The sequence below is a fragment of the Kitasatospora sp. NPDC056327 genome, from assembly GCF_042261735.1.
GTDB lineage: Bacteria > Actinomycetota > Actinomycetes > Streptomycetales > Streptomycetaceae > Kitasatospora.
The window spans coordinates 1-13,314 of record NZ_JBHJRC010000232.1; the positions used below are offsets into that span (position 1 = coordinate 1).

14 protein-coding genes are annotated in these 13,314 nt (G+C 72.8%); 12 read left to right on the forward strand and 2 right to left on the reverse strand.

Annotated features, from left to right (window positions below; all coding sequences use genetic code 11):
* Nucleotides 1–31: 31 nt before the first annotated feature.
* Complete coding sequence (gene rsgA, locus ACFCX4_RS27060) at nt 32–1,165, reverse strand: ribosome small subunit-dependent GTPase A (protein ID WP_376147507.1); 1,134 nt, start codon at nt 1,163–1,165, stop codon at nt 32–34.
* 267 nt (nt 1,166–1,432) lie between these two features.
* The gene (locus ACFCX4_RS27065) at nt 1,433–2,728 is read right to left on the reverse strand and encodes a YihY/virulence factor BrkB family protein (RefSeq protein ID WP_376147510.1); all 1,296 of its coding nucleotides are present in this window, start codon (nt 2,726–2,728) and stop codon (nt 1,433–1,435) included.
* A 290-nt stretch (nt 2,729–3,018) separates the two neighbouring features.
* On the opposite strand from ACFCX4_RS27065, the gene ACFCX4_RS27070 reads away from it, so the two are divergent.
* The 12 genes from ACFCX4_RS27070 to ACFCX4_RS27125 all read left to right on the forward strand — a co-directional run.
* Nucleotides 3,019–3,102, forward strand: coding sequence for a putative leader peptide (locus ACFCX4_RS27070; protein WP_310593185.1), 84 nt, complete (start codon nt 3,019–3,021; stop codon nt 3,100–3,102).
* Nucleotides 3,103–3,301: 199 nt separating this feature from the next.
* A complete protein-coding gene (locus ACFCX4_RS27075) occupies nt 3,302–5,026 on the forward strand; it encodes a nitrite/sulfite reductase (RefSeq protein WP_376147513.1) in 1,725 nt (574 codons plus the stop codon).
* Entirely contained in the window at nt 5,023–5,202 is a 180-nt protein-coding gene (locus ACFCX4_RS27080; RefSeq protein ID WP_376147516.1) for a hypothetical protein, read from the forward strand. Before ACFCX4_RS27075 ends, ACFCX4_RS27080 begins: the two co-directional genes overlap by 4 nt.
* Nucleotides 5,183–5,884, forward strand: coding sequence for a phosphoadenylyl-sulfate reductase (locus ACFCX4_RS27085; RefSeq protein ID WP_376147519.1), 702 nt, complete (start codon nt 5,183–5,185; stop codon nt 5,882–5,884). The genes ACFCX4_RS27080 and ACFCX4_RS27085 overlap by 20 nt, the downstream gene beginning before the upstream one ends.
* Before the next feature lie 98 nt (nt 5,885–5,982).
* Nucleotides 5,983–6,564, forward strand: a complete 582-nt coding sequence (gene cysC, locus ACFCX4_RS27090) for an adenylyl-sulfate kinase (RefSeq protein ID WP_376147543.1) — start codon at nt 5,983–5,985, stop codon at nt 6,562–6,564.
* A complete protein-coding gene (cysD, locus tag ACFCX4_RS27095; RefSeq protein ID WP_376147522.1) occupies nt 6,561–7,499 on the forward strand; it encodes a sulfate adenylyltransferase subunit CysD in 939 nt (312 codons plus the stop codon). Before cysC ends, cysD begins: the two co-directional genes overlap by 4 nt.
* Entirely contained in the window at nt 7,499–8,824 is a 1,326-nt protein-coding gene (locus ACFCX4_RS27100) for a sulfate adenylyltransferase subunit 1 (protein ID WP_376147525.1), read from the forward strand. Before cysD ends, ACFCX4_RS27100 begins: the two co-directional genes overlap by 1 nt.
* A 279-nt stretch (nt 8,825–9,103) precedes the next feature.
* Nucleotides 9,104–10,258, forward strand: coding sequence for an aliphatic sulfonate ABC transporter substrate-binding protein (locus tag ACFCX4_RS27105; RefSeq protein ID WP_376147528.1), 1,155 nt, complete (start codon nt 9,104–9,106; stop codon nt 10,256–10,258).
* Between the two features lie 165 nt (nt 10,259–10,423).
* Complete coding sequence (locus ACFCX4_RS27110; RefSeq protein WP_376147531.1) at nt 10,424–11,227, forward strand: ABC transporter ATP-binding protein; 804 nt, start codon at nt 10,424–10,426, stop codon at nt 11,225–11,227.
* Nucleotides 11,214–12,125 (forward strand): ABC transporter permease, encoded by a 912-nt coding sequence (locus tag ACFCX4_RS27115; protein ID WP_376147534.1) that lies wholly within the window; start codon nt 11,214–11,216, stop codon nt 12,123–12,125. Before ACFCX4_RS27110 ends, ACFCX4_RS27115 begins: the two co-directional genes overlap by 14 nt.
* A 10-nt stretch (nt 12,126–12,135) precedes the next feature.
* Nucleotides 12,136–12,930 carry a sirohydrochlorin chelatase gene (locus ACFCX4_RS27120; protein WP_376147537.1) on the forward strand — a complete coding sequence of 265 codons (795 nt, stop codon included), beginning with the start codon at nt 12,136–12,138 and terminating at the stop codon, nt 12,928–12,930.
* A 40-nt stretch (nt 12,931–12,970) separates the two neighbouring features.
* The coding region (locus ACFCX4_RS27125; protein ID WP_376147540.1) for a hypothetical protein at nt 12,971–13,314 on the forward strand (344 nt) is incomplete at its 3' end.

A 13,314-nucleotide genomic window follows, 5' to 3' on the forward strand; every position in this document is an offset into this window, starting at 1 on the left:
GCACCGCCCCGGCCGCCCGGCGGGCCGGACGTCAGCGCTTCACGGGACCTCCCGCCGCCCGCATCGACTTGGTGATGGTCTTCCACTTCTTGAGCCGGGCCGAGGCCAGCCGGGCGTCCGACCGGGAGGCGATCCACTCGCCCTCCCGCTGGAGCTTGCGGTAGCTGGCCATCCGGCGCTCCGGCAGCGAGCCGTCCGCCAGCGCGGCCAGCACCGCGCAGCCGGGCTCGCTGTCGTGCCGGCAGTCGTGGAAGCGGCACCGGTCGGCCAGCTCCTCGATGTCGGCGAAGGCGAGGGCGACGCCCTCCCCTCCGTAGAGGCCGACCTCGCGCAGACCGGGGGTGTCGATCAGCACCCCGCCGCCGGGCAGCAGGACGAGTTCCCGGGTGGTCGTGGTGTGCCGTCCCTTCTGGTCGCCCGAACGGGCCGCCTGAACGGCCATCACGTCGGCCCCGGCGAGCACGTTGGTCAGGGTGGACTTGCCGACACCGGACTGTCCGAGCACGGCGGTGGTGCCGGGCGTGCAGGCGCGCAGCACGTCGATGCCCTCGCCGGTCTCGGCGCTGACCACCAGGACGGTGACCCCGGGGGCGGCGGCCTCGACGTCGGCGCGGATGAAGTCCGCGTCGTCGACCAGGTCGGCCTTGGTGAGCACCACCACCGGCTCGGCGCCGGACTCCCAGGCGAGGGCCAGGAAGCGCTCGATCCGCCCGAGGTCGGGTTCGGCGGCGAGCGAGGCGGCGATCACCACGGTGTCGACGTTGGCGGCGAGCACCTGGCCGTCGGAGCGCTTGCCGGCCACCTTGCGGATGATCGCGGTGGAACGCGGCAGCAGCGCCGCGACGGCGGGCATCGGCAGACCGGGCGCGAGGTCGACGGCGGCCCAGTCCCCGGTGCAGGGGCAGTTGATCATGTCGAGGTCACCGACCTGCCGGGTGTCGGCCCGGACGGTGCGCAGCTCGCCGGTCACCGGGTCGGCGAGCACGGCGTCGCACTGGCCGCGGTCGACCCGGACGATCCGGGCGGCGACCAGCCCGGCCTCGGCGAGCGGCGCGAACAGGTCGTCGAGTTCGGCCGTCCAGCCGTAGCCGGTGAGCGGGGGGACGGCCGCGGGGCCGTCGGCGGGGGTGGAGAAGGAGGAGGAAACGGAGGCAGCGTCGAACAACGCAGTGGGCCCTTCGGGAGGAAAGTGATCCCGCGGGCTGCTGCGGCTGCGTGCGCGAAGGGCTACGTCAGCCGGCGGCCGGCAGGGAGAGACGGGTGCGGGCGCTGCCAAGGGCAGCCGTCATGACAGTCGTGGCCACGGGACCCACCTCCTGCTTTCTCTCCTCGGGCGGCGCCGACGCCGCCCGAACCGGACGCTCACACGCTAGCGGGCCGGCCCGGACCTGCCAACAGGTTTTTCACCTGCCGTTCCTCCCGCGCCGACGGCTCAGCGCTGGTCCCACGGCGGCCGCGGCGGGCGGCTCGGGAGCGGGTACTCGGGCGGCGGGGCGGTCGGCCGGTCGCTGTCCGGCGGGGGCGGGGCGGGGCGGTGGTGCGGGCCGCCGCCGCGGGCGCTGATCCGGCCGCGGACGTTGTCGGCGGCGAGCACGTCGGCCCAGCGCTCGGGGTACTCGGAGGGCACGTCGGCCTCCTCGCCGTCGTCCTCCCAGTACTCCTCCTCACCGCCCTCGGCAAGGCCCAGTTCGCGCGCCCGCCGGGCCCGCTCGACGGCGCGCCGGGCGGCCACCTCGCGGACCACCGCGGCGGCCGCCTCCTCCTGCGCCCGCTCGTTCTCGGCGCGGGCGTCGGCGGTCTCCAGGGTGGGCCAGCGGCGGTCTATGGCCGCGTTCATGGCCGCGCCGATGAGCACCGCGAGGGCGACCACGAAGATCCACAGCAGCACGGCCACCGGGGCGGCCAGCGAGCCGTACACCGAGTGGCCCTCGATCGAGCTGACCAGGTAGAGCCGGAGCGCGACGCTGCAGAAGACCAGCACCACCAGCGCCACCAGGGCGCCGGGGATGTCCTCGCGCCAGGGCGTGGAGACCGGCACCGCGAGGTGGTAGAGGGTGGTCAGCGAGACGATCAGCAGCAGGATGGCGAACGGCCAGTAGGCGGCGTTGATCAGCCCGGCGCTCTCCGGCACGGCGTTGGTCACCAGCCCGGGGCCGGCCATCAGCAGCGGCAGCACCAGCGAGCCGATCACCAGCGCGCCGAGGTAGAGGCCGAGCGACATCAGCCGGGTCTTGACGATGCCCCGCTTGCCGTCGAGCCCGTACATCACGGTGATGGTGTCGATGAAGATGTAGAGCGCCCGTGATCCGGACCAGAGCGACAGCAGGAAGCCGATCGAGATCAGGTCGGGCCTGGTCTGGTCGAAGACCTGTTTGAGCAGCGGCTGGACCACCTCGGTGATGGAGGAGTCCGACAGGACGGTGCCGGCCGCCTTGACGATGTCGGCCTTCAGCTTGTCGATGGTGCCGGCGCCGAGGAAGTCGTCGAGGTAGCCGAGCGTTCCGGCCAGGCAGAGCAGCAGCGGCGGGATGGAGAGGAGGGTGAAGAACGCCGCCTCCGCGGCGAGCCCGGTGACCCGGTACTCGACGCAGGTGTTGGTGGTGTCCTTGACCAGGGCCCAGGCGGTGGTCCGCCAGGTGAACCGCTTGGCCGCCCGCCGGGAGCCCTTGCCCCGACGACGGGAGGGCCGCTCGGGGTTCGGTCTCGTCGCTTCGCCTGCTGCTTGCACAGGGCCAACCGTATCGGGCCCGGCCCGCTCGGCCGATCTCCCGGTGCCCGGACGCGACCGGGGCGCGCCCGGGACGCCCCGCGGGCCCGCCGCCGGGTCGGCCGGGACGTGGTGTGCGCACCGCCGGGGGGCGCGACCGGAGCGGTGCGCCGGAGGGCGGCCGGGCGGGCCGCCGACCCCCGGTCGGCGGGAGCGGCGGGAACGCCGGAACATCTCGGGATGCGAAACTCCGAGGTCCACAATCCGGACGTTAGTGGACCGGGAGTCGTGCGCCGTGCGAATCTCTTGCCATGCCGAGCGCCGGAACCACCCTAGTAGGTCGACTCCACGTCGATCTCCTTCGTGTGTCCAGCGCCATCTGTCCGGTGACCTGAGCCCTACCCCGCCGCCTCCCACCGCACCCCGGCGCCATTCTTCCCGCCATCCCCGCCGAAGCGGATGCGCAGGCGCCCGCCCGGCCACCGCCACTGCTCTTCCGGCCCTGAGAATCCGCAGGTCACAGCAGCACCGCACCGCCGAGCACGCTCCGCGATCCACCCGGCGTCAGAGCCACCTGCCCCGAAGGACTTCACCATGGCCACCACCCCCGAGACCGCCGAGCCCACGGCCGAGAGCGCCCCCGCGCGCCGCCCCGCCGCCGCTCGCAAGGTGACCCGTCACCGCGGCGAGGGCCAGTGGGGCATGGGCCACTTCACTCCTCTGAACGCCAACGAGCAGTTCAAGAAGGACGACGACGGTCTCAATGTGCGGACACGCATTGAGACGATCTACGCGCAGCGGGGCTTCGACTCGATCGACCCCGCCGACCTGCGCGGCCGGATGCGCTGGTGGGGTCTGTACACCCAGCGCAAGGAGGGCATCGACGGCGGCAAGACCGCGATCCTGGACCCGCACGAGCTCGACGCCGAGTACTTCATGCTCCGCGTCCGGATCGACGGCGGCCGGCTGACGGTCGCCCAGCTGCGCGCCGTCGCCGAGGTCTCCGAGCAGTACGGCCGCAACACCGCCGACCTGACCGACCGCCAGAACGTCCAGTACCACTGGATCCGGATCGAGGACGTCCCGGCGATCTGGCAGAAGCTCGAAGCCGTCGGCCTGTCCACCACCGAGGCCTGCGGCGACACCCCGCGCGTCATCCTCGGCTCCCCGGTGGCCGGCATCGCCGAGGACGAGATCATCGACGGCACCTCCGCCATCGAGGAGATCCAGCGCCGCTTCATCGGCAACAGGGACTTCTCCAACCTGCCGCGCAAGTTCAAGTCCGCCGTCTCCGGCTCCCCGCTGCTGGACGTCGCCCACGAGATCAACGACGTCGCCTTCGTCGGCGTGGTCCACCCCGAGCACGGCCCCGGCTTCGACCTCTGGGTCGGCGGCGGCCTGTCCACCAACCCGAAGCTCGGCGTCCGGCTCGGCGCCTGGGTCCCGCTCGACGAGGTCGCCGACGTCTACGGCGGTGTCATCGGCATCTTCCGCGACTACGGCTACCGCCGGCTGCGCAACCGCGCCCGGCTGAAGTTCCTGGTCGCCGACTGGGGCACCGAGAAGTTCCGCCAGGTGCTGGAGGACGAGTACCTCAAGTACAAGCTGATCGACGGTCCCGCCCCGCAGGAGCCCGCCGGCCGCTGGCGCGACCACGTGGGCGTGCACCGGCAGAAGGACGGCAACTACTACGTCGGCTTCGCGCCGCGGGTCGGCCGGGTCGACGGCCGGCTGCTCGGCCGGATCGCCGACCTCGCCGAGGCCCACGGCAGCGACCGCCTGCGCACCACCGCCGAGCAGAAGATGCTCGTCCTCGACGTCGCCGAGGACCGGGTCGAGTCGCTGGTGGCCGGCCTGGAGGCGCTCGACCTGCGGGTCACCCCCTCGCCATTCCGCCGCGGCACCATGGCCTGCACCGGCATCGAGTACTGCAAGCTCGCCATCGTCGAGACCAAGGAGCGCGGCCGCACGCTCATCGACGAGCTCGAACAGCGGCTGCCCGACTTCGACGAGCCGCTGACCATCAACATCAACGGCTGCCCGAACGCCTGCGCCCGCATCCAGGTCGCGGACATCGGTCTCAAGGGCCAGCTGGTGACGGACGACCAGGGCAACCAGGTCGAGGGCTACCAGGTGCACCTGGGCGGCGCGCTCGGCCTGGAGGCCGGCTTCGGCCGCAAGGTCCGCGGCCTCAAGGTCACCAAGGACGGCCTGCCCGACTACGTCGAGCGCGTGCTGACCCGGTACCGGGAGAACCGCACCGAGGGCGAGCGCTTCGCCCAGTGGGCGGCCCGCGCCAGTGAGGAGCAGCTGTCGTGAGCGAGCGCGCCGCACCGTTCTTCTGCCCGTACTGCGGGGACGAGGACCTGCGCCCGTCCGAGGCCGGACACGGCGCCTGGGAGTGCCACGGCTGCCGCCGCGCCTTCCAGCTCAAGTTCCTCGGCCTGTTGTCACCGACCAACGGGGGTAGTCAGAGTGACCAGCACGACCACTGACCACGAGGAGCTGGCGACCCGGGCCGGCCGGGAGCTGGAGGAGGCCACCCCGCAGGAGATCCTGCGGTGGGCCGCCGACACCTTCGGCAAGCGCTTCTGCGTCACCTCCTCCATGGAGGACGCGGTCGTCGCCCACCTGGCCTCCTCGGTCCTCCCCGGCGTGGACGTGGTCTTCCTGGACACCGGCTACCACTTCCCCGAGACCATCGGCACCCGGGACGCGGTGGCCGCGACCATGCCGGTCAACGTCATCACGCTCACCCCGGCTCTCACCGTCGCCGAGCAGGACGAGCGGTACGGGCCGCGGCTGCACGACCGCGACCCCGACCAGTGCTGCGCGCTGCGCAAGGTCGAGCCGCTCAACCGCGGCCTCGGCGGCTACGAGGCCTGGGCCACCGGGCTGCGCCGCGACGAGTCCCCGACCCGCGCGAACACCCCGGTGGTCGCCTGGGACGCCCGGCGCCGCAAGGTCAAGCTCGCGCCGATCGCCCGCTGGACGCAGGACGACGTCGACGCCTACGTCAACGCCAACGGCGTCCTGCTCAACCCGCTGCTGTGGGAGGGCTACACCTCCATCGGCTGCTCCCCGCTCTCCTGCACCCGCAAGCCGGGCGAGGGCGAGGACGGCCGGGCCGGCCGCTGGTCCGGCTCCGGCAAGACCGAGTGCGGCATCCACCTCTAGGCGGACCGCCGGACCTTCCGGACCGGCCCGCCCGCACCACCCGCTCAACCCGTCGACACCCCGTTCAAAGGACTACCGAAGTGACGACAGCCGACACCCTGGCCGCCGCCGGAGCCGCAGAGGCGGCCCCCGCGGCCGGCCCCTGTGAGCGCGGCGCCACCGTGTGGCTGACCGGACTGCCGAGCGCCGGCAAGACCACGCTCGCCTTCGCCCTGGCCGAGCGGCTGCGCGCCGAGGGCCACCGGGTCGAGGTCCTGGACGGCGACGAGATCCGCGAGTTCCTCTCCAAGGGCCTCGGGTTCGGCCGCGAGGACCGGCACACCAACGTGACCCGGATCGGCTTCGTCGCCGAGAAGCTCGCCGCCAACGGCGTCAAGGTGCTCGCCCCGGTGATCGCGCCCTACGCCGACTCCCGCGCCGCCGTGCGCGAGCGGCACGCCGAGCACGGCACGGACTTCCTGGAGATCCACGTCGCCACCCCGGTGGAGCTGTGCGCCGAACGCGACGTCAAGGGGCTGTACGCCAAGCAGGCGGCCGGCGAGATCTCCGGCCTCACCGGCGTCGACGACCCCTACGAGGCCCCCGAGCACCCGGAGCTGCGGCTCCAGACCCAGGGCCGGGCGGTCGCCGAGTCCGCCGCCGAGCTGCACGCCTTCCTGACCGAGAGGGGCCTGGCATGACCACCGCGACCCAGAGCCTGGTGCAGGCCGACGACAACCCCTTCACGCTGTCCCACCTGGACGCGCTGGAGGCCGAGTCGGTGCACATCTTCCGCGAGGTCGCGGGGGAGTTCGAACGCCCGGTGATCCTCTTCTCCGGCGGCAAGGACTCCATCGTCATGCTGCACCTGGCGCTCAAGGCGTTCTGGCCGGCCGCGATCCCCTTCTCGCTGCTGCACGTCGACACCGGCCACAACTTCCCCGAGGTCATCGAGTACCGCGACCGCGTGGCGGCCCGGCACAACCTGCGGCTGCACGTCGCCTCGGTCCAGGACTTCATCGACCGCGGCGTGCTGCGCGAGCGCCCCGACGGCACCCGCAACCCGCTGCAGACCGTCCCGCTGCTCGACGCCATCGAGAAGGGCCGCTTCGACGCCGTCTTCGGCGGCGGACGCCGCGACGAGGAGAAGGCCCGCGCCAAGGAGCGCGTCTTCTCCCTGCGCGACGAGTTCGGCGCCTGGGACCCGCGCCGCCAGCGCCCCGAGCTGTGGTCGCTCTACAACGGCCGGCACGCCGTCGGCGAGCACGTGCGCGTCTTCCCGCTCTCCAACTGGACCGAGCTGGACGTCTGGCAGTACATCGAGCGCGAGAACATCGAGCTCCCCGAGATCTACTACGCCCACGAGCGCGACGTCTTCGCCCGCAGCGGCATGTGGCTGACCGCAGGCGAGTGGGGCGGCCCCAAGGAGAACGAGCCCGTCGAGCGGCGGCTGATCCGCTACCGCACGGTCGGTGACATGTCCTGCACCGGTGCCGTCGACTCCGACGCCACCACCATCCAGGCCGTCATCGCCGAGATCGCCGCCAGCCGCCTCACCGAGCGCGGCGCCACCCGCGCCGACGACAAGCTCTCCGAGGCCGCGATGGAAGACCGCAAGCGCGAGGGATACTTCTAATGAGCACCACCCAGACCGGCACCGCCACCTCGCTGCTGCGCTTCGCCACCGCGGGCTCCGTCGACGACGGCAAGTCGACCCTGGTCGGCCGGCTGCTGCACGACTCCAAGTCGGTGCTCGCCGACCAGCTGGAGGCCGTCGAGCACGCCTCCCGCAGCCGCGGCCAGGAGGCGCCCGACCTCGCGCTGCTCACCGACGGCCTGCGGGCCGAGCGCGAGCAGGGCATCACCATCGACGTCGCCTACCGCTACTTCGCCACCCCGCGGCGGCGGTTCATCCTCGCCGACACCCCCGGGCACGTGCAGTACACCCGGAACATGGTCACCGGCGCCTCCACCGCCGAGCTGGCCGTCGTCCTGGTCGACGCGCGCAACGGCGTGGTCGAGCAGACCCGCCGGCACGCCGCGGTCGCCGCCCTCCTGCGGGTGCCGCACGTCGTGCTGGCCGTCAACAAGATGGACCTGGTCGACTACGCCGAGCCCGCCTTCGCCGCGATAGCCGCCGAGTTCACCGCCTACGCGGCCTCGCTCGGCGTCAAGGACGTCGTCGCCGTCCCGATCTCCGCGCTCGCCGGGGACAACGTCGTCGAGCCGTCCGCGCACATGGACTGGTACGGCGGCCCGACCCTGCTGGAGCACCTGGAGACCGTGCCGGTCGGCAGCGACCCGAGCGTCGAGCCGGCCCGCTTCCCGGTCCAGTACGTGATCCGCCCGCAGACCGAGGAGCACCCGGACTACCGCGGCTACGCGGGCCAGCTGGCCTCCGGCGTGCTGCGGGTCGGCGACGCCGTCACCGTGCTGCCGTCGGGCCACACCACCACCGTCGCCGGCATCGACGCGCTCGGCCGGGCCACCGACATCGCCTGGGCCCCCCAGTCGGTCACCGTGCGCCTCGCCGACGACATCGACATCTCCCGCGGCGACCTGATCGCGGCCGGCGCGGTGCCCGTCCCCACCAAGGACCTCGAAGCCACCGTCAGCCACCTCAGCGAGCGCCCGCTCCGGGCCGGCGACAAGGTGCTGCTGAAGCACACCACCCGCACGGTGCGCGCGCTGGTCAAGGAGATCACCTACCGGATCGACATCGACACCCTCGAACAGCGCTCCGGCGCCGAGGGGCTGAACGTCAACGACATCGGCCACGTGGTGCTGCGCACCGCCGAGCCGCTGGCGCTCGACGACTACACCGACAACCGCCGGACCGGCTCGTTCCTGCTGATCGACCCGGCCGACGGCACCACCCTCACCGCCGGCATGGCGGGCGAGGCCTTCGAGACCGTACGCACCACCGACGCCAACGAACCCGACGAGGAGGACTGGGTCTGATGCCCAGCGAGGCGTTCTCGGGCATGGACAAGGAAGGCGGCCGCATCGGCAGCGGCGTCCTCGGCAGTGGCCAGGGCGGCCTGACGCGATGTGTGGGCCGACAGGGCTGAGAACGTCCTGTCACCGGGCCGGCTCGCCGCTGTCCCTCCCCACAGCAGGCGCAGCAGCGTCCACCGGCCCGGCTTGCCCGGCACCCCGTGCGGTGCCGCAAGCACAACCTTGACCGAACGTCCGCCCGAGACCGGCTTCCTGACGGTCCGTCCGCGAACAGGACACTCCATGGCACCGAACCAGGCACTTCCGCATACCTCCGCACAGCCCGGCTCCGGCCGGATCAGACGCTCCGCCGCGGCGGCCGTCGCCGGCCTCACCGCCGTCGCGCTGCTCTCCGCCTGCGGCTACGGCTCGAAGAACGACGACAAGAAGACCGACGCCGCCCCCGCGGCCGGCTCGGCCTCCGGCGTGAAGCTCTCCGCCGACACCGTGAAGATCGGCTACTTCGCCAACCTGACCCACGGCACCCCGCTGGTCGGCCTCCAGGAAGGCATATTCCAGAAGGAGCTGGGCTCCACCCAGGTCAAGACCCAGATCTTCAACGCGGGCCCGGCCGAGATCGAGGCGCTCAACGCCGGCTCGATCGACATCGGCTGGATCGGCCCCTCCCCGGCGATCAACGGCTTCACCAAGTCCGAGGGCAAGTCGCTGAAGATCATCGGCGGTTCGGCCTCGGGCGGCGTCAAGCTGGTCGCCAACCCGGACAAGATCACCTCGCTGGACGACCTCAAGGGCAAGAAGATCGCCACCCCGCAGCTGGGCAACACCCAGGACGTGGCGCTGCTCAACTACCTGGCCGGCAAGGGCTACAAGGTCGACGCCCAGTCCGGCGCCGGCGACGTGAGCGTCGTCCGCTCGGACAACAAGGTCACCCCGGACGCCTACAAGCAGGGCTCCATCGACGCCGCCTGGGTGCCCGAGCCGACCGCGTCCAAGCTGGTCACCCTCGGCGCGAAGGTCCTCCTCAACGAGAAGGACATCTGGCCGGACAAGAAGTTCGTGATCACCAACATCATCGTCTCGCAGAAGTTCCTCGCCGAACACCCCGACGTGGTCGAGGCCGTGCTGCGCGGCTCGGTGAACACCAACGCCTTCATCAAGGCCAACCCGGACAAGGCCAAGGCCACCGCCAACGAGGCCATCAAGAAGGAGGCCGGCAACGCCCTGGAGCCGGCCATCCTCGACCCGGCCTGGGCCGACATCGACTTCCTGGACGACCCGCTGGCGGCCACCCTGCAGACCGAGGCCGACAACGCCGTCACCGCCGGCCTCCTCAAGAAGCCGAACCTGAACGGGATCTACGACCTCGCTCCGCTCAACAAGGTGCTGAAGGAGAAGGGGCAGAGCCCCGTCGCGGACGCCGGACTCGGCGCCAAGTAGCGCACGCAGTACCGCACCACCGCGCACGAACCCCGCGGTCCGGACCCCCGCCCGTCCCCGTCGATGCCCGCTCGATGCCCCGAGCACGGGCCGGGCGGGGCCCGGACCCCGGCTCCCACTCCCTGACACCAGATGCCAGACCACACCACGCAGGAGGTGCCCGGAATGACTCCGGCACTGACCACCTCGGACGACGCCGCAGGCGTCGGCACCCGCGACGGCTCTCCCGCCGTCCGGCTCTCGCACGTCCACAAGTCCTTCGGCCGCCCCGGCGCGCAGACCCACGTCCTGGACGACATCACCCTCGATGTCGCCCCCGGCGAGTTCGTCACGCTGCTCGGCGCCTCGGGCTGCGGCAAGTCCACCCTGCTCAACCTGGTCGCCGGCCTCGACAAGCCCACCGCGGGCAGCATCGAGGTGCCCGGAGGACGCCCCGCGCTGATGTTCCAGGAACACGCGCTCTTCCCCTGGCTCACCGCCGGCAAGAACATCGAACTCGCCCTGAAGCTCGCCGGCGTCGCCCGCCCCGAGCGCCGCACCGAGGCCGAGCGGCTGCTCGAACTCGTCCGGCTGCAGGGCTCCTACGGCAAGCGGGTGCACGAGCTCTCCGGCGGCATGCGCCAGCGCGTCGCCATGGCCCGCGCCCTCGCCCAGGGCAGCTCCGTGCTGCTGATGGACGAGCCGTTCGCCGCGCTCGACGCCATCACCCGTGACGTCCTGCACAACGAGATCACCCGGATCTGGGCGGAGCAGAAGCTCTCCGTCCTCTTCGTCACGCACAACGTGCGGGAGGCCGTCCGGCTCGCCCAGCGCGTGGTGCTGCTCTCCTCGCGGCCCGGCCGGGTCGCCCGCGAGTGGCGGATCGACCTCCCGCAGCCGCGCCGGATCGAGTCCTCCGGTGTCGCCGACCTGTCCATCGAGATCACCGAAGAACTGCGTGGGGAGATCCGCCGCCATGGCCAGCACTGACACCACCACCAAGGCCGCGCCGGGCCACGGCGGTGCCGTCGCCGACTTCGTCGGTGTCGAGGCCGGGCTGGACGCGCTGGACGCGGTCGTCACCCAGCGCAACTCCGTCACCCAGACGCTGCGGCAGAAGGTCCTGCCGCCGCTGCTCGGGGTCCTCCTGGTGCTCGCCCTGTGGCAGGGCGCGTACAGCCTGCACGTCACCACCGAGTACAAGCTGCCCAGCCCGCTGGACGTCTGGCGGGCCGCCGAGGACCTCTGGTACCAGGGCACGCTGCTCTCGATCGTCTGGACGAGCGTCTGGCGCGGTCTGTCCGGCTTCGTGGTCGCGCTCGTCATCGGCACCCCGATCGGCCTGCTGGTCGCCCGGGTCAAGCCGGTGCGGGCCGCGCTCGGCCCGGTCCTGTCCGGTCTCCAGTCGCTGCCCTCGGTGGCCTGGGTGCCGGCCGCGGTCATCTGGCTGGGCATCAACGACTCGATGATGTACGCGGTCATCCTGCTCGGCGCCGTCCCGTCCATCGCCAACGGCCTGGTCGCGGGCATCGACCAGGTGCCGCCGCTGTTCCTGCGGGCCGGCCGCACCATCGGCGCCACCGGCCTCAACGGCGCCCGGCACATCCTGCTGCCGGCCGCCCTGCCCGGCTACCTGGCCGGCCTCAAGCAGGGCTGGGCCTTCTCCTGGCGCTCGCTGATGGCCGCCGAGCTCGTCGCCTCCTCCCCCGACCTGGGCCTCGGCCTCGGCCGGTTCCTGGAGAACCAGCGCGAGTTCTCGGACATGGCGGGCGTGCTGCTCGGCATCATCCTCATCCTGTTCGTCGGCATCGCCATCGAACTGCTCGTGTTCACCCCGGTCGAGCGCCGGGTCCTGCGCAACCGCGGCCTGCTGGCCACCGGTAAGTGAGGCCCTCCGCATGACCGAACGACGGCTGTCCGCCGCCCCCGCCACCCCGGTGGCGGCGGGCAGCCCCGCCCTGCTGCTGATCGCCCACGGCAGCCGCGACCCGCGGCACGCCGCCACGGTGGCCGCCCTGGTCGGCCAGGTCCGGGCGCTGCGGCCCGGGCTCGACGTCGCCACCGCCTACCTGGACCACTGCGCGCCGCGCATCCCGCAGGTGACCGGCCGGCTCGGCTCCGCCGCGGTGGCCGTCCCGCTGCTGCTCAACCGGGCCTTCCACGCCAAGCACGACATCCCCGCCGCCCTGCGCGCGGCCGGTGCGGACCTGCCGGTGGCCGACGTCCTCGGCCCGTCGCCGCTGCTGCTGTCCGCACTGGACCGGCGGCTCGCCGAGGCCGCGCCGGAGCTCGCCTCCCCCGCCGTCCGCGCCCGCACCGGCGTCGTCCTGGCCGCGGCCGGCTCCTCCGACCCGGCCGCCGACGCCGCCACCCGGGCGGTCGCCGCCGAGTGGCGCCGCACCCGCGGCTGGGCCGCCGTCGAGGTCGCCTACGCCTCCGCCGCCGGCCCGCGCGTCGCCGACGCCGTCGCCGCCCTGCGGCGCGCCCCCGGCGTCGGCCGGGTCGCCGTCTCGCCCTACCTCCTGGCCCCCGGTCTGCTGCCCGACCGCATCGCCGGAGCCGCCGCGGAGGCCGGCGCGGACCACCTCGCCGACGTCCTCGCCCCCACCCCGGACCTCGCCCGCCTCCTCCTCACCCGCTACGACGGGGCCCACGCGAGGACCACCCGGCCGACCCGGGCCCTCACCGCCTGAACGCCCCCGGCGCAGGCACCGGCCGCAGTATCGTGAGGCGATGGGTGTCGCCGACGACCGTTGTGCCGAGCTCCACGACCTCATCGACCGGCTGGACCCGGAGCAGGCCGAGGAGGTCCGTCGGCACGCCCTCCGCCTGGTCGGCGCCGGCGAGACCCCGCCGCGCCACCGCCTGAGCTTCACCGGGACAGGGGTGAGCGCCAAGCCCGACCCGGGCGCCGAGTCGAAGCGGATCGTCCGCGCCGAACTGCGCGGAGTCCCGGGATCGCGACACCGGACCGCCGTCACTTCGGCGTCGTCCGCCCCGGCACACCGCGGCCTTCCGGCTGCTGCCCGACTGGGGCGACGCGGCCCGCCGTGCCGCGACCGACCCGGTGTCGGCCG